This is a genomic window from Aeromicrobium sp. 9AM (assembly GCF_902506105.1).
In the GTDB taxonomy this organism is placed as follows: domain Bacteria; phylum Actinomycetota; class Actinomycetes; order Propionibacteriales; family Nocardioidaceae; genus Aeromicrobium.
Genome location: NZ_LR733304.1, coordinates 2,649,517 through 2,674,636, shown reverse-complemented (window position 1 = coordinate 2,674,636; position 25,120 = coordinate 2,649,517). Strand labels below are relative to the sequence as shown.

Below are 25,120 nucleotides of genomic sequence, written 5' to 3'. Positions count from 1 at the left end.
CGCCGCGTGTCGGTCAGCCCACGGTCGTGGTGACGTTCTTGGTCCCCGTGGACGTGTTGCCGTTGCCCTCGAAGTGGATCCGGAACGTGTGCTTGCCGGCCGAGAGGCCCGTCAGCTTGATCGTGGCCTTGCCTCCGGACAGCGTCGCGGTCTTGGTGTTGCCGCCGAGGGCTGCGCTGACCTTGCCGCTGACTGCGCTGCCGGTGACCTTGCGGCTCACCGAGATCACGAACGTCGCCGTGGTCGAGCCGGTGGTCGTCTTGACGCTGAGGACGGCACGCGACTTGAGCTTGACTGCGATGTCGTCGATGGTCTCGCCGGGGCTGAGGTCGAAGACCTGGCCTGTCGCCTGGTTGGTGCCGCCGACCCACTGGGAGGCCCAGACGCCGTTGGAGTCCTCGGCGTACAGCTGCCACTGACCACTGGCCAGCGGTCCGCGCGAAAAGGTGCCGGCCACCCCGGTGGCCTTGGCGTAGTCGTACCAGTCGCGCGAGGCGGAGCCCTGGGGCACGGGTGTGACGTCGATGTCCTTCAGGATCGAGCCGGCGGTGCTCGTCACCGTTCCGCTGAGGTGGCCGCCGACATTCGTGAGCTGCTGGTCGGTGAGGGTGCTGGTCGCCTTGGCCGCGACCGTGACCTTCGTGGCAGCCGGCACCTCGGCGGGGTCGCACGTCGCCTCGGTGCCCTGCTTGGCGAGGACGCCGTCGTAGCACTGGTCGAGGTACTTCCCGGAGGTGTCGGTGTAGCGGACGGTGTAGTCGCCCGCTGGCAACCCCGCGAACCGATAGGTGCCGTCGGCCTTGACGCCGCGGTCGTCGTCGTACGCGAGTGCTGGCTTGTCGGGTGTGCCGATGTCGACGTTGGGGCCGATCAGGTGCACGCGCGTCGTGGTCGGTGAGGCGCCGTCCGCGCGAAGCACCTTGCCGGTCAGGAAGCCCGCAGGCTGGATCGTCGCGTTGCGGGTGACGGTCTTGCCCGGAGCGTTGGCGAAGTTGCGGACGCCGGTGACGTACGCCCCGTGTGGGTCGCTGACCCGGATGCGGAACCGGTAGTACTCGTCGTACGGATCCTTGGTCCGGAACCCGGAGATCTTGTAGGTGCCGGTGGAGCTCGTCGTCGTGGTCGCGCTCGTCACGGGGTAGTAGTTGTCCTCGTCGGACTCCATGCGCAGCAGCTCGACCTTGAGTCCGGGCAACGTCTTCCCGCCGGAGGTGATGGTGCCTGTGACGCTGCTGGTCGCTGCGGCCGTGGCCGGTGAGGAGACCCCGGCGACCAAGGCAAGGCTTGCGAGGGCCAGCGTGAGGACGGCGGCGATGGAACGGCGTGGTGTCATGGATCCTCCGTGAGACGGACGTGATGCGAACATGCTGTCACAAACGTACGCCGAGGGTTCGGCAGAATCAACCCGACACCATCCGCGGCCGGGTTCAGCCCACGGTGGCGGTGACGTTCTTGGTACCGGTGGAGGTGTTGCCGTTGCCCTCGAAGTGGATCCGGAACGTGTGCTTGCCGGCCGTGAGGCCGGTGAGCGTGATCGTGGCCTTGCCGCCCGAGAGCGTCGCGGTCTTGGTGTTGCCGGCGAGGGCTGCGCTGACCTTGCCGCTGACCGCGCTGCCGGTGACCTTGCGGCTCACCGAGACGACGAACGTCGCCCTGGTCGAGCCGGTGGTGGTCTTGACGCTGAGTACGGCGCGCGACTTGAGCTTGATCGCGATGTTGTCGATGGTCTCGCCGGCGCTGAGGTCGAAGACCTGAGCGGTGGCCTGGTTGGTGCCGCCGACCCACTGCGACGCCCAGACGCCGTTGGAGTCCTCGGCGTACAGCTGCCACTGACCACTGGACAGGGATCCACGCGAGAAGGTGCCGGCCGACCCGGTGGCCTTCGCGTAGTCATACCAGTCGCGCGAGTCCGAGCCCTGGGGAACGGGCGTGACGTCGATGCCCTTCAGGATCGACCCGGCGGTGCTCGTGACGGTGCCGCTGAGCCGCGCGCCCGCGTGCGTCAGCGTCTGGTCCGTGAGGGTGCTGGTCGCCTTCGCCGCGACGGTGACGACCTTGGCGGCCGGCACCTCGGTGCTGTCGCAGGTGGGGTCGCTGCCCAGCTTGGCGAGGACGCCGTCGTAGCACTGGTCGAGGTACTTCCTGGAGGTGTCGGTGTAGCGGACCGTGTAGTCGCCAGCCGGCAGCCCGGCGAACCGATAGGTGCCATCGGCCTTGACGCCGCGGTCGGTGTCATACGCCTTGATGTTCTGGTCGGGGTCGCCGATCGTGACGTCCGGACCAATCAGGTGCACGCGAGTCGTGGTCGGTGAGGCGCCGTCGGCGCGGAAGACCTTGCCGGTCAGGAATCCCGCGGGCTTGACCGTCGCGTTGCGGGTGACTGTCCTGCCGGAGCGTGGGGTGAAGCTGCGATCGGTGGTGACGTACCTGCCGTGTGAGTCACTGATGCGTACCAGGTGGTGGTAGACCTCGGAGATCTTGACCCCGGTGAACGCATAGGCACCCTTGGCGTCCGTCGTGTCGGTCGCGACGCGGGTCCACGTCTCGCCCTCGGTGTCGGAACGCATCAGCTGCACCGTGAGCCCGGCGATCGGCTGGCCCGCCGAGATCACGACCCCCTTGACGGCGCCGGTCGTTGCAGCGGTCGCCGGCGCCAGGCCCGAGAGCACCAGGGCGAAGCTGGTGAGGATGAGCGCGACGATCGCGGTGGTGGGACGGCGTGTGGTCATGGGGGCCTCGGCGTTGTGATCGGAATGTGAACGCTTGTCACTAATGTACGTCGGCAGGTCGGTCGTGACAACCGGGTGAAATCCCGCTGAGCGGGCAACTGCCTGCGGAATATTTCCCGTACGCAATAGACTTGTGAGTTCTCTAGGACGAAAAGGGGTCTGGTGAGCTCAGACAACGCGGAACAGCGCGAGATCGACTCGGAGCAGGCGTACGTCGACGCCGTCTACGAGCGGCTCGACGCGTCCGCCAAGGTCGCCCAGTCCCTGGTCGTCGAGGGCATGGCTCGCGGCCACGTCGGCAACGAAGGTGGACTGGTCGAGCGCGACGCGATGGTCTACCAGGCGTCGCTGCGGCTCTCGGCCCTCAACGCCGCGCACGACGGGCTCGTGTTCGGCCGGCTCAACATGCTCGACGGCGACTCGCGCTACATCGGCCGCATCGGCGTACGCGATGCCGACCGCGAGATCCTGCTCATCGACTGGCGCGCTCCCGCGGCCGCGATCTTCTACCAGGCGACGGCCCAGGAGCCCGCCGGAGTCGTACGTCGCCGGGTCCTGCGGTGCGCCAACGACAAGGTCATCGGCATCGAGGACGATCTGCTCGATGCCGACAATGCACCCGACGACCTGGTCATCATCGGCGAGGGTGCCCTGCTGGCGAGTCTGACCCGCGCGCGTGACAGCTCGATGCACTCCGTCGTCGCCACGATCCAGAAGGAGCAGGACGAGGCGATCCGCGCGCCGAGCCGTGGCGCCACGACGATCGGCGGCGGACCGGGCACCGGCAAGACCGTCGTCGCGCTGCACCGCGCTGCCTACCTGCTCTACACCGACCGGCGTCGTTTCGAGTCCGGCGGTGTGCTGGTCGTCGGACCTTCGACGGTCTTCATGAACTACATCGAGCGCGTCCTGCCGAGCCTCGGCGAGACCAGCGTGACGCTGCGATCGCTGGGCGAGGTCGTCGACGGGCTGCGCGCCATGCGTCACGACGAGCCGGTCGCCGCTGCGGCCAAGGGCTCGTCGCGGATGACGGCGTTCCTGGGCCGCGCGGCGGCGGCGCCGATGCCTGGATCGCCGACGGAGTTCCGCTACTTCTACAAGGACGACGTGCTGCGGCTCGACGCCGAGCAGCTCGAGCGCATTCGCCGCAACCTGCTGTCGGGCGGCAAGCGCAACCGTGCCTACCTCAAGGCTCCGGAGGCCATCGTCTCGGCACTGTGGGCCCAGGTCGCCGGCGAGCGCGCGCTGGAGAAGGGCGAGGAGGAGTTCGTCGAGACCATCACGACGGACGACCGCTTCGTCGACTTCGTCGAGGACTGGTGGCCACCCGTCGAGCCGATCGACGTCTGGCGGACGCTGCCCGACGTGATCGACTCGCTCGCGCGCGGCGCCTTCAGCGGCGAGGAGCTCGCCGCGCTCAAGGCGTCGTGGACGGTCGGCGAGCCCAGCATCGAGGACGTGCCGTTGATCGACGAGCTCCGCTACGTCATCGGCGAGGTGCCGGCAACGGGCGGCGATGACGACGACGCGCCCAAGCAGCTCATGAGCTTCGAGCGACGCGAGCGCGAGGACCGCAACGACAGGTTTCGCTCGACCCAGAGCATCGAGGACGACGGCTTCGCCCACGTGCTGGTCGACGAGGCACAGGACCTCTCGCCGATGCAGTGGCGCATGCTGGGCCGTCGCGGCCGCTACGCGAGCTGGACGATCGTCGGCGACGAGGCCCAGTCGTCGTGGCCGCACCCCAAGGAGTCGGCGGCTGCGCGCAAGGCTGCGCTCGAGGGCAAGCCCGAGCACGCGTTCCGGCTGTCGACCAACTACCGCAACTCCGCCGAGATCTATGACCTCGCTGCCAAGGTCGCGGCGATCGGCGTGCCGCACCCTGACCTTGCCGACGCGGTTCGTCGCACCGGTGAGCAGCCCGTCCACCTCACGGTCGGGGCGGTTGAGATCGTCGAGACGGTGAGCCGCAGTGCCGAGGAGGTCCTCGACCGGGTCGACGGCACCGTCGCGATCGTCGCGCCGACCGCACAGCTGGCCGAGCTCGGTGACCAGCTCGCCGACCTGCTCGAGCGGCACCCCGACCGGCTGCGGCTCCTCGACGGCCTCGACACCAAGGGCCTGGAGTTCGACGGTGTCGTCGTGGTCGAGCCCGACGCGATCGCGGCCGAGTCCAGCGCCGGCTGGCGCACCCTCTACGTCGTGCTGACCCGCGCGACGCAGCTGCTGACCACGGTCGGCACGACAGACCGCTGGTTGTCGCGCATCGTATGACCCGGACTCTCAAGGTCCTGCTGCTCGTCCTCCTTGCGGTGGGCGTGGCGCTGCCGACCGGCTACTCGACGTTCATCCACAGCGAGCGTGAGGTGGTCATCGGCGCCCACGACGCGACGGTGCAGCCGACCTTCAGCGGGTACGCCCGCATCGACTTCGGCACGCTGATCCCGCAGATCCGCGTCCCGGCCGAGGCACCCCTCGGCCTGGGCGTCGACATCCGCCTGGGTGACAGCGAGATCACCAACCTCGACCAGCTGGTCGCGCGGGACGCCGCCATCGCGGCACAGCCGCAAGGTGAGATCGCGTCCGTACGCTCGGTGCTCATCTCGATGCTGATCGACGCAGCGATGCGGGCCCTCGGCGCCGCGTTGCTGGCCGTGCTCGTCGCGGTGCTCGCCTGGCGCGCGATCGGGCAGCCGCGGCGGCGGGCGATCTGGGCGGGCGCTCACCATCCGAACCGGCGCCAGGCGCTGGCCGCCGCCGGCGTCGGGGTCGTCACGATCGCCGCGATGGTCCTGGTGGCCGCCCCTGAGCGACCCCGAGCGGAGGACCAGGCATGGGTGCCGATCGACTCGGTGTTCCCCGAGCTGCCCTCCGACGAGGTGCTCGACAAGGTGCAGATCGTCGAAGGCGCGTCGACCAGCGGTAGCAAGGCGCTCGTCGAGGGTGCCCTCTCGACGTACCGCACCTCGGTGTCGTTCTATGGTCGGCTCGCGGTCAGCGCCTCGACCGCCGACGTGCGCACCCCGTCCGACGGCGAGACGACGGCGTTGGTCGTGACGGACCGGCACGACAACATCGGCATGGATCCGGTGGCCCGCGCGATCGCCGACCGTGCTGGGGCCCGCATGTTGATCGACCTCGGCGACGACACGTCCAACGGCGGCAGCTGGGAGACGTTCAGCATCAACTCGCTGGCCCGGGAGTTCCGCGACTTCGACATCGTGTCGGTCGCCGGCAACCACGACACCGGGTCGACGGTGCGCAAGCAGATGGAGGACAAGGGCTTCACCGTGCTGGACGGCAAGCCCGTCACGGTCGGCGGCGTGCGGTTCCTCGGCAGCAGCGACCCCCGCAGCTCAGGGCTCACGGCGGGCTACGACGGCAACGCTTCGGACAATTCCCTGGCGCTGCGCCAGCAGGACGAGGAGCTCGAGAAGGCTGCGTGCGATGACGGCGAGGTCGGCGTCGTCGCGGTGCACTCGCCGTCGTCGGCGAGCCGCACTGCTGCGTCAGGGTGCGTCGACCTGGTGCTGTCGGGTCACCTCCACCGGCAGGTCGGGCCGTCCAGGGTGACCGGTGCCAACGGTCGTTCGACCACGACGATGACGACCGGCACGACCGGCGGCGCCGTGTATGCGTTCGCGCTCGGCAGCAAGCTCCGGCGCGAGGCGCAGGTGACGATCGTGACGTTCGCCGACGGCAAGCCGGTCGGGCTGCAGCCGGTCAGCTTCGAGCCGGGCGGCATCATCCAGGTCCAGGACTACACGCCGATCACGACGTCGCCGCGCTAGCGGCAGCGGGTGAGGATCAGCTCGGCGTACGCCCGCGCGCACGTGACGACCTCGGAGATCGCGACCTGCTCGTCGACGGCGTGCGCGTTGGCGATGCGACCCGGGCCGTACTGCACCGTCGGGATGTCGGCTGCCGCGTACTGCCGCAGGTCCGAGCCATAGGGCGCCCCCGTCAGGTGAGGGCGCGGATCGCCTGCGGCGACGACGGCGTCGACGACCTGGGCGCCGAAGGGGTCGCCCTCGGGCAGCCGGCCCGCAGCGAAGTGCCCGCCGGGCCAGGTGACGGTCGGCGGGTTGTCCGCGAGCCACGAGTCCTGGGCAGCTGCGTGGGCGAGAGCGTTCTCGAACGCCGCCTTGGCCTCGGCGAACGACTCGCTCGGCATGACGCCGTACCGACCCTCGGCGACGAGGAGGTCGGGGACGGTGCTCGCCCAGTCACCGGCGTGGATGATGCCGACGCTGATGGGCCACGGCAGCTCGCCGAACGGGAACGGCGGAGCCGCGTTGCGTACGCTCTCCAGCTCGGCCAGGGCGTGGTGCAGGAGCTCGAACGCGGTGATCGCGCTGCGACCGGTCGCCCGCATCGACCCGTGAGTCGCCCGGCCGACGACCTCGATCCGGAACGTCAACGAGCCGGCATTGGCGGCCACGACCTGACCATCGGTCGGCTCGGCGATGACGCAGGCCTCGCCGAGGTGTCCGCGGCGCAGAGTCGCGTACGTCCCCAGGCCGCCGTCCTCCTCGCCGATCACGGTGTGCACGGCGAACGGACGGCTGAGCTGGATGCCGCTGACCGCACGGGCGGCCGCGATGATCGCGACGACGCCGCCCTTCATGTCGCAGACCCCCCGGCCGTACCAGGTGTCGTCGTCCTCGCGGATCAGCCACGGGTCGGCGTTGCTCCAGGTCTCAGGGTCGCCCGGCGGCACGACGTCGACGTGGCCGTTGAGGATCAGCGCGGGGGTCCCGGGACCGGAGACGCCGACGCAGCCGAGAGCTTCCTCGCGCTCGACCTCTTCGCCCGGATAGTCGACTGTGGCGCGCAGCTCGTCGAGGTCGAGGTTCCACTGGTCGACCTCGAGGCCGAGGCCCGTCAGGGTCGCGGCGCACCAGCGCTGGACCGCGACCTCTGCGTCCGAGCCGCCGACACTGGGGATGTTGACGATCTGCGCGAGGTCACGCCGGATCAGGTCGACGTCGATGTCCGGTGCGGAGCTCATGCTCAGACCGTATCGCCGAGGCTCGGTCTCACGACCGCGACTGTCCCTGCGCTAGGCTCGTGCCATGACAGTTCAGCCCTCAAGCTGGTGGCTCCACCTGTAGGTGGACTGTCGACTCGTGCCCAGACCGCCTCATGGCCGGCTCTGGGCACTTCGTGTCTCAGCCGGTCGAGACTTTCCCAAGGAACCTTCATGACCCAGCTCGACGACCTTCTCGCTCAACCGGCATTCGCGCTGATCCGCGTACGCGACTCCGACACCGTGACGCTCATCGGCGGTCCCCGCACGGACCTCGACACGCTTTCGGAGATCCCGCTGGTGCCCGGCAGCGAACGGGCCTGGGACCACCTGGTGCTCGTGCCGTACGCGCAGGTGCGCGAGCGCGGGTTCGAGGCGCACCAGGACGGCACACCGCTGTCGGCGATTACGGCGGCCTACAGCGCCGAGGTGCAGATCAAGGATCTGCTCGGTCTCTTGCCCGATGCTCCGATCGAGTTCGCCGACCGTGGCGGGTTCGAGTCTTCCGACGAGGCGTATGCCAGCATCGTCCGCACGATCATCGACGAGGAGATCGGCCAAGGCGAGGGTGCCAACCTGGTGATCGGCCGGCACTACCGGGCGCAGGTCGCCGACTGGGGCCACGATCGCGCGCTGACGGTGTTCCGCAGACTGCTGGAGCGGGAGCGTGGCGCGTTCTGGACGTTCTGCATCTTCACCGGCGATCGCTACCTGATCGGCGCGAGCCCTGAGCGCCACGTCAGCGTCGAGGACGGCCAGGTGCGGATGAACCCCATCAGCGGCACGTTCCGCATGCGCGGCCTGGAGACGCATGCCGACCGCAAGCGTGAGCTGCTGCGGTTCCTCAAGGACGAGAAGGAGATCTACGAGCTCTTCATGGTCGTCGACGAAGAGCTCAAGATGATGTGCGACATCTGCCACGAGGGTGGACTCGTGCTCGGCCCCTACCTCAAGCCGATGACGCACCTCGTGCACACCGAGTACCTCCTCGCCGGCCGCACCAACCGCGACGTGCGCGAGGTGCTGCGCGACTCGATGTTCGCCGCCACCGTCACCGGCAGCCCGGTCGAGAACGCCTGCCGCTTGATCAAGAAGTACGAGCCGGAGGGCCGCGGCTACTACGCCGCGGTCGCCGCACTGATCGGCCGCGACGACGACGGCAACCCGCTCGCAGACGCGCCGATCCTCATCCGTACGGCCGATGTCGACCTCGAGGGCAACCTCAAGGTCACCGCGGGCGCGACCCTCGTGCGCGACTCCGACGCGATGTACGAGACCAAGGAGACGTGGGCCAAGGCCTCCGGCATCCTCAGTGCGTTCGGGCTGGTGGAGGCGGCACCCGAGCCGGTCGAGGGGTTCGACGCGTTCACCCGCGAGGACGAGGTGCTGATCGCGCTGGGCTCCCGCAACCAGCGACTCAGCCAGTTCTGGCTCACCGACCAGTCCGGCGCTGCGCCCGTGACGTCGCTGACCGGCAAGCGGGTCGTGATCGTCGACGGCGAGGACGACTTCGTCAACATGCTGTCCCACGTCTTCGGCGTGCTCGGCATGACGACCGACATCATCCGGCACGACGCGTACGCCGATGGCGACCTCGACGGCTACGACCTCGTCGTCGTCGGCCCCGGGCCCGGTGACCCTCGCGATCTCGCGGATCCCAAGATGGCCGTGCTGCACGGTCTCGTCACGGGATTGCTCGAGACCCGGCGGCCGTTCCTCGCGGTGTGCCTCGGGCACCAGGTGCTGAGCCACAACATCGGACTCGACCTGGCGTTCAAGGACATCGTGTTCCAGGGCACGCAGAGCCGGCTCGAGGTGCTGGGTCGGCCCGAGACGGTCGGCTTCTACAACACGTTCGTCGCGCGGGTGCCGGCGTCAGGGCTGCCCGAGGGTGTCACGGTCGAGACCGATCCTGCCACCGGCGACATCCATCACGTCGCCGGGCCGCACTACCGCGGCGTGCAGTTCCACGCCGAGTCGATCCTGACGCAGAACGGCTTCGGCATCCTGCGCGACCTCGTCACGGACCTCATCGGCTAGACCTCGCTGGTAGTTGGGGGCACCCACGCGCAGCGAGGGTTCAGCCCTTGAGGACGCGTAGCGCTGACGGGTCGTGAGCGGCCTTGGCTCCGGTCTTGTCGCTCTGCACGACGTACTTGGGAGAATCCTCCGAGGCCGTGAACTTCTGCTTGGCGAGCTGGAAGTCCTTGGTCTTCTTCTCGACGATCCTGCCGCGCGTACGACCTTGGGAGGTGTCCCAGCTGACCTTGTCCCCGATCTTCATGCTTTCCAGTCTGAGTCAGGTCACTGAGGACCGCGACCTATCGCGTGACGCCATGAGCGCGATCCCGAGTGGCAGCCGGGCGTGGGGATTCCCGTCGCCTGGCCCGAGCTGAGCTCGCGCTGGGAGTGACGTTCGGGTCGCGACTCGCCGTGCACCCCCGACCGGAACGTCACTCCCAGCGAGGCTGGGGTCAGCTGGCGGGGGCCTGCTCGCTGGCCGGGGTCGCCTTGGGCGTCGACTTGAGGCGGGTGATCGCGACGCCGATGAGGCACATCGCACCGCCGACGAATGCCAGCGCGGCGGGGACCTCATCGAGGATGGCCCAGGAGATGAGCGTCGCGGTCGCCGGCGCGAGATAGGTCGTCGAGGCGGCCTTGCCGGTCGAGATGCGCTTGAGCGCGTAGGACCACGTGCTGAAGCCGATCGCCGTCGGGAAGACCCCGAGGTAGACGACCCACCAGATGTCCTCGCTCGAGGCGCGGCCGAGCTCGTCGATCAGGGTCGGTGCGAACGGCAGGCAGACGACGACGCCGACGAGGCAGCCGAGCCACACGGACATGACCGGCTCCATGTGCTTGAGTGCGGGCTTCTGCGCGAGGGCGCCGAACGCGTAGAACGCCGCCGCGGCGACGCACAACAGGACGCCGGTGGTGCTGGCGCTGTCGACGGCCGTGGAGTCGCTCTTGGTGCTGAGCGCGATGAGCACGACACCGGCGAACGCGATACTCATGCCGATCATGAGGGGCTTGGGGAAGCCCTCCTTGTAGATGAACCCGGCGATGACCGCGGCGAAGATCGGCCCGACGTTGACGATCAGGGCTGTCGTGCCGGCGTCGAGATCGCGCTCAGCGGCGTTGAGCGCGATGTTGTAGGCGCCGAACCACACGACTCCGTAGAGCACGACCAGCAGGAGCGGTTGACCCGTGGGCAGGGCGGAGATGCGGGGTCGGGCGAAGAACGTGAGGGCGACCACGCCGACGACGAGCCGGCCGAGCGTCAGTGAACCCGGCGAGAACGTGTCGCCGACCGCCCGGATCGCGACGAATGCCGAGGCCCAGACGACCACGGTGACGAGCAGTGCCGGCAGCGAGAGGTCGCGATCGATCTTCACCACTCCACGGTAGTGAACGACACGGACACTTCACGAGCGAAAATCAGCCATCCTCGCGAACGATCCGGCCGAACCTGGTGGGCGCCACCTCGTCCGCGTGTGGGTGACGAGATGGCGCCCGGTCTCAGGGCTCTGCGAGACGTCAGCTGGTGGCGCCGCCGTCGGAGCCGAGGGTCACCTCGACGTCGCGCTTCTCACCGCCGCGGGTGTAGGTCAGCGTGATCTTCTCGCCCGGACGGAAGCCGCGCACGGAGGCCACGAGTGCGTCGTTGCTGGCGACCAGATCTCCGTTGACCGCGGTGATGATGTCGCCCTTCTTGAGGCCGGCCTTGTCGCCGGCGCCGCCGGTCGTGACGCCCGCGACCTCTGCGCCCGTGCCGGTGATGCCGTCGCTCGAGACGGCCGCCTTGACGGTGACGCCGATCTGGGCGTGCTCGACCTTCTCACCCTTGACGAGGTGCTTCGACACGTTCTTGGCCAGGTCGATCGGGATCGCGAAGCCGAGGCCGATCGATCCGCCCTCTGCGCCGCCGGAGGCCTTGATCGCGGAGTTGATGCCGATGACGTTGCCGTCGATGTCGACCAGCGGGCCGCCGGAGTTGCCGGGGTTGATCGCCGCGTCGGTCTGGATCGCCGGGAACGTGTTGGAGGCGCCAGGGTCGTTGCTGCCGTCCGACGACGTCACCGGGCGGTTGAGTGCCGAGATGATGCCCTGCGTCACGGTGCTCTCCAGGCCGAAGGGCGAACCGATCGCCACGACCTCCTGGCCGACCTCGAGGTCCTTGGAGCTGCCGAGCGTCGCCGGGGTCAGGCCGGACTTGCCGCTGGCCTTGATCACCGCGAGGTCGGTCTTGGGATCGGCACCGACCACGGTTGCCTTGGCGTTGGAGCCGTCGCTGAACGCGACCGTGATGATGCCGTCCTTGCCGGCCACCGCGGTGACGTGGTTGTTGGTGAGGATCTCACCGTCACTGCTGATGATGATGCCCGTGCCGGAGCCGGACTCCTCGTCACCCTTGACGTTGATCTGGACGACGGAAGGCAGGACCTTCTTGGCGACCTGCTCGACCGCACCGGCCGGCACGTTGGTGTCGGTGACCTTGTTGCCGGGGTCGAGCGAGCTGACGGTCGTGCCGTTGTCGTCATCGTCCTGCAGCTTGTCCTGGAGCCAGGCGCCGCCGAAGCCCGCACCACCGGCGAGCAGGACCATGGCGAGCGCTCCGGCCAGGAAGCGACCGCGCCGCTTCTTGGCCGGTGGCTCACCGCCGCCGTGGCCGGCGTCGGCCGGGAACGCGGCGGGAGGTGCGGCGAACGGCGGGAACGAGTCGGTCTGCGTGGTGGCCGACGCCGGCTCGGACGGCGCGTCCGCGTAGCGGTGGGTGTAGGTCTCGACGGGCGGCTGCGGTGCGGCGGCGGGCGGGTCGGACGTGGTGGCAGCGGGCTGCTCGACCGTCGCGGGGTCCGACGGGGCGGCCGACGTGGGAGCCAGCGGGATCGTCGGCTCGGCGTCCCCTTCGGACTGAGCCGCCGGCGCCTCGACCGTGGGCGCCTCCGGTGCGGGCTCCGGAGCGGGCGCGGGCGCCTCGTTCGACGGAGTGCTGTCCGGCGATGCGGGTTCAGAGGCGGCGGGGGTGGTGCTGGCGCCGGAGTCGCGCTCGGTCGGCGGGACGTACGGGCGCTCGGCGAACGGGTCGTTCGAATCGGTCATGGAAGTAGATTCTCGCGCATCGCTGAGACGGATCTAAGAGCGGCGTGTGAGCGATCGAAGAAAGCTGCAGGTCAGAGCTGGTCCGAGCTGGGCAGAACGAGCGTGAACGTGGTGCCGCCGCCGGGGGCCGACTCGACGTCGACGGTGCCGCCGTGGCGCTCGGCCGCGCGCTTGACGATCGAGAGCCCGAGCCCCGAGCCGGGCAGCGTACGCGCCTCGCTCGAGCGGTAGAACCGGTCGAAGATGTGCGGCAGGTCGGCCGGGTCGATGCCGGGTCCCTCGTCCGTCACGGTCAATGCGCCGTCGGCGAGTCGTACGGTGACGGTGCCGTCGGGCGGGCTCCACTTGGCCGCGTTGTCGAGCAGGTTGGTGACGGCCCGCTCGAGCAGCTGCGGCTCACCGAACGCCATCCACGACTCGAGCTCGACGTCGAACGTGACGGTGTGGGCGCGCAGGCGTACGCGGTCGATCGCCTGGGTCACCACGTCTGACACGTCGAGCGGTTCGGGGTCGCGGGTGAGCGGCTCGTCGCGGGCGAGCTCGACGAGATCGCCGACCAGGGTCGTCAGCTCCTCGAGCTGGGACCGTACGTCGCCCATGATCTCGTGCCGCTGGTCGTCGGTCAGGGAGCGCTCGGCGTTGTCGGCGGCCTGGCCGATCAGCTCGATGTTGGTGCGCAGGCTCGTGAGTGGCGTACGCAGCTCGTGTCCCGCATCGGCGACGAGCTGTCGCTGTCGGGTCTGCGATGCGTCGAGCGCCTGGAGCATCGCGTTGAACGAGGTCGTCAGGCGAGCCAGCTCGTCGTGCCCGGTGACCTCGATCGGGGTCAGATCCGAGGTGCGCGCCACGCGCTCGGTCGCGGCCGTCAGTCGGCGGACCGGTCGCAGGCCGTTGGCGGCGACCGCCCACCCAGCCATGCCCGCCAGGGCGACACCCGCCGCGCTGCACAGCAGCAGGATGACCTTGAGGCGCTCGAGGGCGTAGTCGATCGACTCCATCGACTGCGTCATGACGAGCGCGGTGCCGCTGCCGCCCTGGACGGCGACCACGCGGTAGGGAGTCCCCTGGATGCGAACGGTGCGCATGGACTGCGACGCCTCGCCGTTGGAGACCTCGATCTCCTTGATGCTCTTGAACGGCTTGGTCAGCGCGTTGACCGGGGTGGTCGGCGAGAACAGCTCTCCGCTGTTGACGACGAAAATCTGGACATCCGCGATACGCTGCAGCTGGGGATTGAGCTGGTTGAAAACCGCGGGGTTTGCGAGATCGGCGTCAACCGCCGCGTGAGCTCGACGCAGCATCGAGTCGTCGAGCGACCGCTCGAACTCCGCGCGGACGACGACGAACACGATCGCGCTGACCACGCCCAGCGTTGCGGCGACGGCCATCGTGGTGAGCACCGCGACCCGCAGGGCGAGCGTCATCCGCTGCGTGAACGGCTGCAGCGAGCGGTGCAGGAGATCGATCACGGAGGCGTCTCGCGCAGGACGTATCCGACGCCCCGCACGGTGTGCAGCAGGCGCGACTCGCCCTCGGCCTCGAGCTTGCGGCGGACGTAACCGACATAGACCTCGAGCGAGTTGGCGGTCGTGGGGAAGTCGAAGCCCCAGACCTCCTCGAGGATGAACGACCGCTCGAGCACGCGCTTGGGCCGCTGGAGGAACAGCTCGAGCAGCGCGAACTCCGTACGCGTGAGGGACAGCGAGCGGTTGCCCCGCTTGACGTCGCGGGTCACCGGGTCGAGCGACAGGTCGGCGAACTCCAGGGGTGCCTCGTCGGGCTCGACAGCGGCTGCCCGGCTTGAGCGACGCAGCAGCGAACGTACGCGGGCGAGGAGCTCCTCGAGGGCGAACGGCTTGGTCAGGTAGTCGTCGGCCCCGGCGTCGAGGCCGTCGACGCGGTCGGAGACGGCGTCGCGCGCGGTCAGGACGAGGATCGGCACGTCGTTGCCCGCGCTGCGGAGGGCGCGCGTGGCCTCGAGCCCGTCGAGCCGCGGCATCATGACGTCCATGATGATCGCGTCGGGGTTGATCTGGGGGACACGTGCCAGCGCCTCGGCGCCGTCGGAGGCCAGCTCGACCGTGTAGCCGTTGAACTCGAGGGACCGTCGCAGTGAGTCGCGCACAGCACGGTCATCGTCGACGACAAGGATGCGCATGGGCATCAGTCTGCCCCGGATCCCTGAGACTTGGCTGAACTACGAGTCGAGAAGGCCCTGAGCCGCGGCAGCGGCCCTCGCGCCGTACGTGCCGCCGAACAGCGTCGCGTGCACGAGCAGCGGGTGGAGCTGGTGCAGGCCGACGCGATCTCTCCACCCGTCGGCCAGGGGTGCGGCTTCGTCGTAGGCGTCGATCACGCGTTGCAGGTGGGGTATGCCGAACAGCGCCAGCATCGCCAGGTCGGTCTCGCGGTGTCCGCCGTGCGCCGCCGGGTCGATGAGCCAGACGTTGCCGTCGGAGCCCCAGACGATGTTGCCGGACCAGAGGTCGCCGTGGATGCGCGACGGCGGCTCCTCGGGACCGGCGAAGTCGTGGATGCGACGCATCGCGGCCTCGATCGTGGCCGCCTCGTCGGCGGTCAGCGCCTGCCGGTCGACGGAGGCGCGTACGTAGGGCATGACCCTGCGCGAGGCGAAGAACTCCGGCCAGGCCGGCAGCGAGCGGTTGGGCAGGGGAGCGAGTCCGACGAAGCCGTCCTTGGGGCCGCCGAACGCGTCGGCTCCGGCCTGGTGGGTCGCGGCGAGGGCTCGGCCGAACCGCTCGGCCACATCGGTCGTGGGCTTGCCGGGCTCGATCCAGTCGAGCACGAGGCAGTCGTCGGCGACCGCGAGCACGTTGGGGACGTGGGCGCCGTCGGCCTCACGCAGCCAGCGGAGTCCCTCTGCCTCACGCTCGAAGAAGCCCTCAGGCGGGTGCGGACGGGTCTTGATGATGGCGCCGCGCCCGTCGGTGAGCCGGAGCCGGGTCGATGTGCAGATGTCACCGCCGGCGACCGGGGTGGTGGAGACGACACCGAGGCCAAGGAGTGCCTCCGCCCGTGCGGCGGTTCCTGCCATGCGTGCCATGACCACGACGTTACCCCGTGGAGGACCCTGCGTTCAGCGGTCCATGAGGTCCGGCAGCCGGGCGACGAGCTCTTCGGTCGTACGCTCGATCATCGCGAGGACCTCGGCGAATCCGTCGTCGCCGCCGTAGTAGGGGTCGGGCACGTCGTGATCGTCGCCCGCCGCGGGGTCGAACTCCCGGAACATGCGGACCTGTCGGGCCTGCTCGACGGTCGGCGCCTGGTCGACGACATCGGCGTAGTTGCTGGCATCCATCGTCAGCAGCAGGTCGTTCTCGGCGTACCAGTCCGTGGAGAACGTACGCGCGCGGTGCCGGGTCGGGTCATATCCCGCGGCCGACAGCGTCGCCGCGGCTCGCGGATCCATCGGGTGACCGACGTGCCAGTCGCCCGTGCCGGACGAGGCGACCTCGACCCGGTCGTCGAGACCAGCCTCGGCCAGCCGGCGCTCGAGGACGACGTGCGCCATCGGCGAGCGGCAGATGTTGCCGAGGCAGACGAGGGCGACGCGGTAGGTCACCGTGCGGAGCGCGCGTGGTTCTTGTTGGTGAAGCCGCTGAGGACGGCGTTGACGATCGAGATGACGATCGAGCCGAGCACGGCCCACCAGAACCCGTCGACGTGGAACGCGACGCCGAACTTATCGGTGACCCACTCGGTCAGCAGGAGCAGCAGCGCATTGATCACGAGCAGCGCGAAGCCCAGCGTGATGATGATGAACGGCAGGGACAGGGTCTTGATGACCGGTGCCACGAAGGCGTTGATCGCCGTGAAGACGAGCGCCACGAGGGCGATCGCCACGACACGCTCGCCGGTCGAGTCGTCGGCGACACCGATGTTCATGTGGTCGCCGAGCAGGCCGGCGGCCGCCGCGAGGGCGAGTCCGCTGAGGATCCAAGCAGTCACGAATCTGGGCATGCCCGATTGTTGCACTGATGCCCTCAGGGGCCCTGGACGACGCGTCCGTCGTGCAGCGTCAGCACCTTGTCGGCGCGCTCGACGAGCTGCTGGTCGTGCGTGGCGACGACGGCGGCGACGCCCGACCGGTGGACCACGTCGACGATCAGGTCCATGACCGAACCGGCCGTACGGCTGTCGAGCTGACCGGTCGGCTCGTCCGCGAGCAGCACCTGGGGAGTCACGGCGAGCGCCCGCGCGATGCCGACCCGTTGCTGCTGGCCGCCCGACAGCTCGTCGGGCCGCTGAGCCCCGTGCTCGGCGAGGCCGACCATGTCCAGGAGCTCCACGACCCTGGCGTCGCGTTCGGCAGGCGCCATCCGGCGAATGCGCAAGGGGACCTCGACGTTCTCCGCCGCGGTGAGGACGGGGAGCAGGCCGAACGACTGGAACACGAACCCGATCGACCGCTGGCGCAGCTCGGCGAGCTTGTCCTCCCCGAGCGGGCCCAGGTCGTGGCCGTCGATCATGACGGTGCCGGAGGTCGGTCGGTCCAGCCCTCCGAGCAGGTTGAGCAACGTGGTCTTGCCCGAGCCGGACGGACCGCGCACGACGAGCAGCTCCCCTGGCTCGAGGTGGAGCGAGATGTCCTCGCACGCGGTGACCTCACCGGCAGGCGTACCGAAGGTGCGGGTCAGCCCGTCCGCTCGCAGCACCGAGGTCATGACTGCTCCTCCTCGTCGTGCGGCGCGTCCGGCCAGACGCCGACGTGGTCGGTCTCCAGCGCCAGGCGTACGCGCTCGCGCATGCCGAGGCGCGACGTGAAGTCGTCCGGCAGCTGGAGCCGCCCGACGCGGTCCAGCACGGCGAACTCCTCGGCGATGCTGTGCTCCTGGCCGTGCTGGTCGACGCGCGTACGCCGGAGAGTCTCGGTCGCGGTGCGGCCGTCGCGGATCTGGACCGTGCGCTGCACGTGGCTCGACACCGTCGCGTCGTGGGTCACGATGAGGACGGTCGTCCGGTGCTCGCCGTTGACCCGTTGCATCGCCTCGAGCACGTCTGCGCTCGCGGCGTCGTCGAGCTCGCCGGTGGGCTCGTCGGCGAGGAGCACCCGCGGCGAGTTGGCGATCGCGACGGCGATCGCCACGCGCTGCTGCTGGCCACCGGACAGCTCGGCCGGCAGCCGGTGAGCCACGTCGGCGACGCCCAGCAGGTCGAGCAGGTCGAGGGAGCGGCGCGGGCGATCGCGGCGGGGGTGGCTGCGGCCGATCGTCATCGCGAGCTCGACGTTGTCGACCGCGGTGAGGTAGGGCAGCAGGTTGCGGGCCGTCTGCTGCCACACGAAGCCGACGCTGCGCCTGCGGAACTCGATGCGCTCCTGGCGGTCCATCGTCAGCAGGTCGTGGCCGGCGACGTGCGCCACCCCGGCGGTCGGGGTGTCGAGCCCCGACAGGATCGTCAGCAGCGTCGACTTTCCGGAGCCGGAGGCACCGACGAGCGCGACCATGGATCCCGCCTCGACCGTCAGGTTGAGGCCTTGGAGGGCCTGCACCTCCACGCCGACGGCGGTGAAGATGCGCACCAGGTCGTTGCACCTGATGTCGGCCTCGGTCTCGGTGATCGTCATCTGGTCAATCCTCCGTCATCCGCAGGAGCCTGGACAGGTCCTGCCGTCGGGTGGCCGTTGCGGCCAGGAGTGCGCCGACCGCGACGGCGACGAGCACGCCGGCCGCGATCACGATCGTCGGCACGGGGTCGATGTGGACAGCCGGTTGCGTGGTGCCTGTCGTGAACGCCCTCACGTCGATGGCATCCAGCACGACCGCAGGGAGCACGAGCCCGATCAGCACGCCGGACACGATCGCGACGATCGCGAGCGGCCCGATCTCCCATGCGACGAGCCAGCGGGATCGCCGGCGAGGCTCACCCATCGCATCGAGCTGCGCAGCCTGCCGCGACCGGTTGGCCTCACCGCGTACGAGGGCCAGCGCGATGACGGCAAGACACATGGCGACCAGTGCGCCGAGCATGATCTGTGCCGCGTGACGTATGCCGGGGACCAGCGGGAGATCCTCGATCCTGCGGGCGACGTCGTCCGTCGTCCTGGCCTCGGCGTCTCCCGGAACTGCGCGTATGGCGTCGCGGACCGTCTCGCTCGCGCCGGTGGTGCTGACCAGGAGCCGGTCGGGTGGTCCGGGGTCGAAGCCGAAGTGCTTCGCCACGGCACGGTCCATCAGGATCCATGAGCTCAGGGGGCTGAGCGGAGAGGGCACCCGCGCCGTGCCCACGACGTCCACCGGCAGGTCGTCGATGCGCAGCGCCGCCCGATCCTTGCCGAAGTCCTTCGACACCAGGATCGACGCCCGGTCCCCGCTCGTACGTTCGAGGGCCCGCGGCAGCCGCAGTGCGCCCGGCACGCCCTTCTGGACCTTGCGCAGGGCGGCGACGTCGACGAACAGGACCCGGGTGAAGGCTGGCCGGTTGGCCGCGAACAGCGGCACGCCGGACTGCTCGGTGATCCCGACTGTCGCGCGTACGTCTGCGCGATCCGACAGCATGGCCTGGATCCGGGGATTCAACGGCTGGCCCTCCACCACGACGTCGGCACCGACGGTCGCCTCGGCCGCATCCTCGAGTCCGTGCTGCAGCGTCGTGGTGGCGACACCCGAGAAGACCGCCAGGCTGACGCTGGTCACCAGTGCGAGGGCCGCCGCGAGGCCGGCCGCTGGATCGCGCAGTGCGCGCGCCGTGCCGAGCAGGGCCGTGGGACCACGCCAGCGCGAAGCCCGGGCCAGCACGCGGCCGAGCACCCATGGATAGGCCCGCATGACGAGGAGGCAGCCGGCGAGGCTCAGCAGGAGTGGTGTGGCGGCGAGCAACGGATCGACCCCGCCGTCCGGGGTGGCCAGGCCTCGGTTGCGCAGCGCCACGACTGCGGCGACGGCACCGAGCAGGACGAGCACGTCGACGATCCATCGCTGCCCGCCGGTTCCTCCTGACGTCAGGTCGGCGCGTCCCGCGTGCGCCTCCGCCGGCGACATCGCGCCCATCAGGAGGGCCGGTGCGACCCCGACGACCGCCGGCCACCACCACGCCGCTGCGCTGCCGTCGTGGGGGAGCACGGCTGCACCGATGAGTGCTCCGGCGACGGCCATGGGCAGGCCTGCCGCGAGTCCCTCCACCCCCACCAACGCTCGCAGCTGGATGCCGGACGTGCCGCGGGCGGCGATGAGGGCCAGTGAGCGGCGTTGCTTCCGGAGGACGAGTCCTGCGGTGAGCGCGAGCACCACGGCCGAGACGCCCAAGGGCCCGGAGGCGAAAAGGGCCATCATGGCGCGTGCCGAGGAGCCGGACCTGGTGGCCTGGTCGATCGCATTGGGGGCCTCGGAGCTGAACGCCAGCTGGGTGGCGCCCACGATCGTCGGTTCACCTTGGGCGTCGTTGAGGTAGCCGTCACCGGGCAGGAGGTGCGTACCGCGGCTGAACCGGCGCAGCTCGTTCACGAACTCGTCGGCGTTGCCGGCCGTGAGAGCCGAGGAGTCGAGCGGGAACCACGTACGCAGGTCCGCGTTGGAGCTCAGATGGACGAGCTGCGGGAGCGACCCGGGCTCGGCCCACCCGACTCCCGTCACGATCGGTTTCCCACCGTCGGGCTCGAACACCGATGGGACCAACGTGGGTGAGACCTGCGCCCAGATCGGGTCCTGCCTGTCCTTGGCCACATAGGTGCCCGACAGCTGTACGTCGATGGGCGGGCCGCCGTTGACCGGACTTGTCCGGCGTTGGCCGACCGGCCAGTGCATGGCGTCTGCGGTGGCCTCCGACAGCACGACGTCGACCGGGTGACCCTTGGCGGGTTGGTCGGCGGTCACCGCGGACGGCGCCCGTCCCTTGGTGATCCGGACGTGATCGGACAGGCGGGGGTCGAATCCGATGCTGAGGATCACGTTCGCCTTGGTGAGCGTGGTCGGGTCGACGGGCGATGCCGGTGCGGTCGGGAGGGTCAGGGCGAAGCCTCCAGGCCCGAAGACCGATCGCAGCCGCGGCGGCATCTCTCCACGAATCTCGGTCATGGTGTCGTCGAGCCCGCCCCAGACCGGGTCGGACGCGCTCGGCAGGGTGTTGCTCTTGGGGTCGGTGGCCGCGGTCGGCGTCGGGGTCCCTTGTTCGCGCGCGGACAGGTCTCGCTGCACGACCGAGAGGTCGTCTACCTGGTGCCGCAGGGAGTCCGTGAGCAGGTGGTTGGCCGCGCGAGGCATCAGCGCCGTGAGTGTCGACAGCAACACCACGATCACGGCCATGACCGACATCGAGCGGGCATGGTGGGCCACGTGGATCCGGAAGAGCCGGAAGGTCGTCATCAGTCCCCCTCCCGTGCGGTGCGCGTCGCGTCCCGGCGGATGTGCCGGGCCTGGCGTACGGACACGGCGACCACGGCGATGCCGAGGAGGATGACGAGCAGCGCGAGGCCGGGCAGTGCCAACGACATCGCCGGCTCGACGGCGGCTGGGCGTCCGGGAGTCGCGCTGCGGGCGAGGTCGCCGGCCGTCAAGAGGACGGCGATCGCTCCGCTGACGAGGCCGATGACGCCCCCCGCGGCCACCGCCCCGGCCAGCTCCGTCGACCGGATGCGCGCCTGCTGGCGGGGTGTGAGGCCGAGCGCGCGGAGCACCCGCAGCTCATCGCGGCGCCGCCGGCCGAGACTGGCCGTCATGGCCGCCGTGGCGAGAGCTGCGAAGACGATCACGGCGCCGGCCGCCCACCACCAGGTGTCGAGGGCGGACGAGACGATCCGGGCTCCGGGGCCCGGGCTGCTGTTGGTGGCGGTGGTCCGTACGACGCTGGCCGCGGTCGCCGCGCGGGCCACCCGGTCCGGGTGTGCGGACACGACCCACACCGAGTCCGGTGCCGGGACGGAGGCTCCGCTGCCGAGGGCGTACGACACCATGGTCGGCAGGTCCGCCGCGATGCCGCGCGCGGCGGTTACCCCCGGGATCGTGTCGACGACGCCGGCCACCACGACCGTGCCCTGGAACCCCGACTCGGGCAGCAGCAGGTCGAACGTGTCGCCCGTCTTGGCCTGGACCAACGCAGCGGTAGCAGACGTGATGACAACGGGAAGCCGCTTGGGCGCGCGGCCCACCACCGTGCCGCCGCTGCTCTTGTCGTCGACGAGCTCGATGTCGTACGGGTTCGCGCCGGCCAGCCCGCGCACGCTGATCGTCGCGTCGCCGGCGACCCCGGTCGCATCCGCGTGGAGCGCGAGCAGCCGCCAGCCGCGGGAGTTGCGGGGGATCGTGACGGTCCGCTGTGCCGGATCAGCCCCTGGGCCTCGCACCAGCCCGATCGGGCGGACGGCGATCTGCCCGGCGCTGTCCACGAGCCAGATCGTGGTCTTGACATCACCGGTGATCGGGGCGCCGCTCACCGTGACGGTGACGTCGATCCGGCCGGGCTCGATCGGCACGCCGCGCCGGCCGGCGTCCAGGGCCGACACCATGCGGGCGGTGTCCTTGCTGACTCGAGGGTCGTGTGCGACGTCCGCGATCCCGCGGCTCGACGCGAGGAAGGAGACCTCGTCCTGGCCCTGGTCGACCCGCCCTGCCACCGACACGACCGCCGCGGCATCGCGGCCGAGCCCCATGAGCGGGGCCGTCGTCGACTCGACACCGACGTCGGCCGTGGGCTCGACGGCCAGGTCGAGGCGGGTGTCGGCTCCGCTGCGGACGCTGGCAGACGTGGCGTCGAGGGACGCCTGCGTGGCATCCACCGTCGAGACGAGGATCGCGAACCCGACCGCCAGGGACGTCAGCGCGATCGTGACGCCGAAGGTCGGCAACCGGCGGGCGAGCTGCCGGGCGGGCACGACCGGCGTGATCCCCGGGCTCTCGGCTGCGCGTCGCTCGAGACTTCGGAGCAGGGGCGCCGCGGCGGCCATGCCCAGGAGGGCCGTGGCCGCGAGCGCGGCAGCCGGCGCGAGTGACGTGATCGCGTCGACCCGTGTGCCTCCGTCGGCACCGACGCTCACCGGGCCGCCGTACGCCATGAACTGCCCGATCGACAGGCCGGCGGCCGCCAGCACCACGATCAAGAGGGCCTTGCGGGCACCGCGGTGGTCGCGCGATCCGCGCTGTGTTGCGGACTGCCTGACCGCCGTCACCGTCGCCACGACGACGAGCGCGACCGTCACCACGACGCAGGCCGCTGCTGCGAGCACCGCGAGACCGGTGTCAGGCGATCGGTCGGCACCGGTGAACACGGCGATCGCACTGCCCGCGCCGATCGTCGCGCCGGCGACCGCCGCGACGCCGCCTTCGACTGCAGCTGCCGCAGTCATCGCCGGTGTGCTCCCGCCACGCGATCGCAGCAGCGCCGTCTCCGCGCGCCGGGCCTCGACCAGGAGTGCGATGACCTGTCGGCAGGCCACGACCGCCGCCACGGCCAGCAGCGCATAGGCGACAGCGAGCAGGCCGTCGGCCGCCGCTCGGGTGGCTTCGAGGTCCGCGAGGCGATCGGGCAGTCCTCCCGTCACGGTCGCCGAGACGTCGCTGTCGTCGATGGCCGACAGCACGGTGCGCAGGTCGCGGCGCGACTGCGACACGTCGGTCGGGGCCAAAGGCGTGAGGACGTACGACGCCGTGGCGGGGGCAGGCATACGGGCGATGTCAGCCTGCGGGACCACGAGCGGCCCGGCGCCGCCGGGTCCGCGACCTGACGCCGAGGCCGGATCGCCGAACCATGCCGTGGCGCCCGGATCCTTGGGTCGCCACGTCCCGTCGACGACGATCTCGACCCGGTCGCGCCCGATGCCGGCGAGCAGGCGGTCGCCGACCCCGACTCCCAGTGCCGACGCGGCGCGGTCCTGCAGGGCCGCGTGGATCTCGGCTCCGGAGCGAGCCATCGGCCACCCGCCGTCGACCAGGACCGACCGCTTGCGCAGACCCTCGTCCGCCCGCGCGGTGACCATGACCGTCGATCCGTCGTGGACTGCTGGAAATCCCTCGGTGTACGTCGCGCGGGTGATCCCGAACCGCGCGCGGGCGAGCAGGCGATCGAGGTCGGGTGCCCGGTCGGCCTGCACCTCGAGCTGGAGGGCTGCTGCCGTGGCGGGCCCGGCACGGAGGGCGGCGTCCTCGGCGTGGCGGTCGGTCGTGCGGTGCAGCGCGTCGAGTCCGACGATGGAGAACGTCGCCACGAGCACGATGCCGGCGAGGGCGAGGAGGAGAGCCGACTGAGCCCGCGCGCGGGCGTACGCCAGGCCTCCAGGTCGCACCGCGCACTCCTCCTGTCCCGACGGACAGGCCGTCACCGTGGCGTGAGTGGCTTCACCCTACGGTTGCGGGAGGACCGTTTCCACCCTGCGCGAGGTTTGCGCCAGGACGATGCCGGCGAGCACCGCGACCGCGCCGAGCGCCTGGACCGGGGTCAGCGACTCCCGGAACCAGGCCCAGCCGAGCACGTTCGCGATGACCGGCTCGAGCATCGCGATGACCGTCACGATCGTCGCCGGGAGATGGCGCAGCGCGACCATCTCGAGGAAGAACGGCACCACGGTGCCCAGCACGACGATCACCGCGATGACGAGCCACGGGTTCGCGGAGTGGTCGTCGAGCCGGCCGAGCAGCGAAGCCGAGCTGTCCATCGTCGGCATGGCCCAGATCGGCTCGATCAGGTTCATCGCGACGGTCGCCACGATGAAGGCCCACAAGATGATGCGCAGCGGATCGTGGAGACCGACGTTGTGCTCACCCAGCAGGAAGTACGTTGCGAAGCTCACGGCCGCCAGTAGCGCCATGATCACGCCGAGCCCGTCGAACGTCAGGCCGTTCCAGACCCGGCTGACCACCGCGAGCCCGACGAGCGCCAGGCCCACCGCGAGCCACATCCGGCCGTGCACGGGCTCCTTGCGCACGAAGCGCACCCACAGGACGACGAGGACGGGAGCGAGGTACTCGATCAGCAGGGCGATGCCGAGCGGCAGCCGGTCGATCGCGACGTTGTAGGTCAGCTGCAGGGCCGCGACGCCGACGAGACCCATCGCGGCGACGAGCAGCATGGCGGTGCCCTTGGGGCGACGCAGCGCCGACCGCCGGAAGCACACGGCGTACGCGAGGAACACCAGAGTCGCGCCGGTGACGCGCACCGTCGTGAACGACTCGGGGCTCAGTCCGGACCCCATCGCGACCCGGGAGAGGCCGCCGTTGAGGCCGAAGAGGATCGCGGCGGTGATGACCAGCACGTAGCCGAGTCGGGCATTGCGAGTGGTCACACGCACGATCATGTCAGCGATCCCGGACGT

The 25,120-nt window shown here is 70.2% G+C and carries 19 protein-coding genes; 3 read left to right on the top strand and 16 right to left on the bottom strand.

What is annotated here, in order from left to right; genetic code table 11:
* Positions 1-13: 13 nt before the first annotated feature.
* A complete protein-coding gene (locus tag BOSE46_RS19665) occupies positions 14-1,333 on the bottom strand; it encodes a hypothetical protein (protein ID WP_159541943.1) in 1,320 nt (439 codons plus the stop codon).
* 94 nt (positions 1,334-1,427) lie between these two features.
* The gene (locus BOSE46_RS19660; RefSeq protein ID WP_159541941.1) at positions 1,428-2,729 is read right to left on the bottom strand and encodes a hypothetical protein; all 1,302 of its coding nucleotides are present in this window, start codon (positions 2,727-2,729) and stop codon (positions 1,428-1,430) included.
* Positions 2,730-2,891: 162 nt separating this feature from the next.
* On the opposite strand from BOSE46_RS19660, the gene BOSE46_RS19655 reads away from it, so the two are divergent.
* On the top strand, positions 2,892-5,003 hold the full coding sequence (locus tag BOSE46_RS19655) for an AAA family ATPase (protein WP_159541939.1): 2,112 nt from the start codon (positions 2,892-2,894) through the stop codon (positions 5,001-5,003).
* Positions 5,000-6,520 (top strand): metallophosphoesterase, encoded by a 1,521-nt coding sequence (locus BOSE46_RS19650; protein WP_159541937.1) that lies wholly within the window; start codon positions 5,000-5,002, stop codon positions 6,518-6,520. The genes BOSE46_RS19655 and BOSE46_RS19650 overlap by 4 nt, the downstream gene beginning before the upstream one ends.
* Here BOSE46_RS19650 and BOSE46_RS19645 read toward each other — a convergent pair.
* Entirely contained in the window at positions 6,517-7,740 is a 1,224-nt protein-coding gene (locus BOSE46_RS19645; RefSeq protein ID WP_159541935.1) for an ArgE/DapE family deacylase, read from the bottom strand. The two genes, BOSE46_RS19650 and BOSE46_RS19645, sit on opposite strands and share 4 nt — an antisense overlap.
* A gap of 192 nt (positions 7,741-7,932) precedes the next feature.
* Here BOSE46_RS19645 and BOSE46_RS19640 point away from each other — a divergent pair, with 192 nt between their 5' ends.
* Positions 7,933-9,798: an anthranilate synthase family protein gene (locus BOSE46_RS19640; RefSeq protein WP_159541933.1), complete on the top strand. Its 1,866-nt coding sequence runs from the start codon at positions 7,933-7,935 to the stop codon at positions 9,796-9,798.
* Positions 9,799-9,838: 40 nt separating this feature from the next.
* On the opposite strand, the gene BOSE46_RS19635 is transcribed toward BOSE46_RS19640, so the two are convergent.
* The 13 genes from BOSE46_RS19635 to BOSE46_RS19575 all read right to left on the bottom strand — a co-directional run bounded on the left by BOSE46_RS19635 (position 9,839) and on the right by BOSE46_RS19575 (position 25,090).
* Positions 9,839-10,042 (bottom strand): DUF2945 domain-containing protein, encoded by a 204-nt coding sequence (locus tag BOSE46_RS19635; protein WP_159541931.1) that lies wholly within the window; start codon positions 10,040-10,042, stop codon positions 9,839-9,841.
* A gap of 190 nt (positions 10,043-10,232) precedes the next feature.
* Complete coding sequence (locus tag BOSE46_RS19630; RefSeq protein ID WP_236551814.1) at positions 10,233-11,153, bottom strand: DMT family transporter; 921 nt, start codon at positions 11,151-11,153, stop codon at positions 10,233-10,235.
* Between the two features lie 142 nt (positions 11,154-11,295).
* Positions 11,296-12,861: a S1C family serine protease gene (locus BOSE46_RS19625; RefSeq protein WP_159541929.1), complete on the bottom strand. Its 1,566-nt coding sequence runs from the start codon at positions 12,859-12,861 to the stop codon at positions 11,296-11,298.
* 71 nt (positions 12,862-12,932) lie between these two features.
* On the bottom strand, positions 12,933-14,330 hold the full coding sequence (locus BOSE46_RS19620) for a cell wall metabolism sensor histidine kinase WalK (RefSeq protein ID WP_236551813.1): 1,398 nt from the start codon (positions 14,328-14,330) through the stop codon (positions 12,933-12,935).
* Entirely contained in the window at positions 14,327-15,019 is a 693-nt protein-coding gene (locus BOSE46_RS19615; RefSeq protein WP_159541927.1) for a response regulator transcription factor, read from the bottom strand. The genes BOSE46_RS19620 and BOSE46_RS19615 overlap by 4 nt, the downstream gene beginning before the upstream one ends.
* A gap of 39 nt (positions 15,020-15,058) precedes the next feature.
* A complete protein-coding gene (locus BOSE46_RS19610; RefSeq protein ID WP_159541925.1) occupies positions 15,059-15,925 on the bottom strand; it encodes a fructosamine kinase family protein in 867 nt (288 codons plus the stop codon).
* Positions 15,926-15,958: 33 nt separating this feature from the next.
* Complete coding sequence (locus BOSE46_RS19605; RefSeq protein WP_159541923.1) at positions 15,959-16,444, bottom strand: low molecular weight protein-tyrosine-phosphatase; 486 nt, start codon at positions 16,442-16,444, stop codon at positions 15,959-15,961.
* Positions 16,441-16,830 (bottom strand): phage holin family protein, encoded by a 390-nt coding sequence (locus BOSE46_RS19600; RefSeq protein WP_236551812.1) that lies wholly within the window; start codon positions 16,828-16,830, stop codon positions 16,441-16,443. The genes BOSE46_RS19605 and BOSE46_RS19600 overlap by 4 nt, the downstream gene beginning before the upstream one ends.
* Positions 16,831-16,865: 35 nt before the next feature.
* Entirely contained in the window at positions 16,866-17,546 is a 681-nt protein-coding gene (locus tag BOSE46_RS19595) for an ABC transporter ATP-binding protein (protein WP_159541919.1), read from the bottom strand.
* Positions 17,543-18,448, bottom strand: a complete 906-nt coding sequence (locus tag BOSE46_RS19590; RefSeq protein ID WP_159541917.1) for an ABC transporter ATP-binding protein — start codon at positions 18,446-18,448, stop codon at positions 17,543-17,545. Before BOSE46_RS19590 ends, BOSE46_RS19595 begins: the two co-directional genes overlap by 4 nt.
* A 4-nt stretch (positions 18,449-18,452) precedes the next feature.
* Complete coding sequence (locus BOSE46_RS19585) at positions 18,453-21,182, bottom strand: FtsX-like permease family protein (RefSeq protein ID WP_159541915.1); 2,730 nt, start codon at positions 21,180-21,182, stop codon at positions 18,453-18,455.
* On the bottom strand, positions 21,182-24,094 hold the full coding sequence (locus tag BOSE46_RS19580; RefSeq protein ID WP_159541913.1) for an FtsX-like permease family protein: 2,913 nt from the start codon (positions 24,092-24,094) through the stop codon (positions 21,182-21,184). Before BOSE46_RS19580 ends, BOSE46_RS19585 begins: the two co-directional genes overlap by 1 nt.
* Positions 24,095-24,151: 57 nt before the next feature.
* Positions 24,152-25,090, bottom strand: coding sequence for a DMT family transporter (locus BOSE46_RS19575; protein ID WP_159541911.1), 939 nt, complete (start codon positions 25,088-25,090; stop codon positions 24,152-24,154).
* Positions 25,091-25,120: the final 30 nt, after the last annotated feature.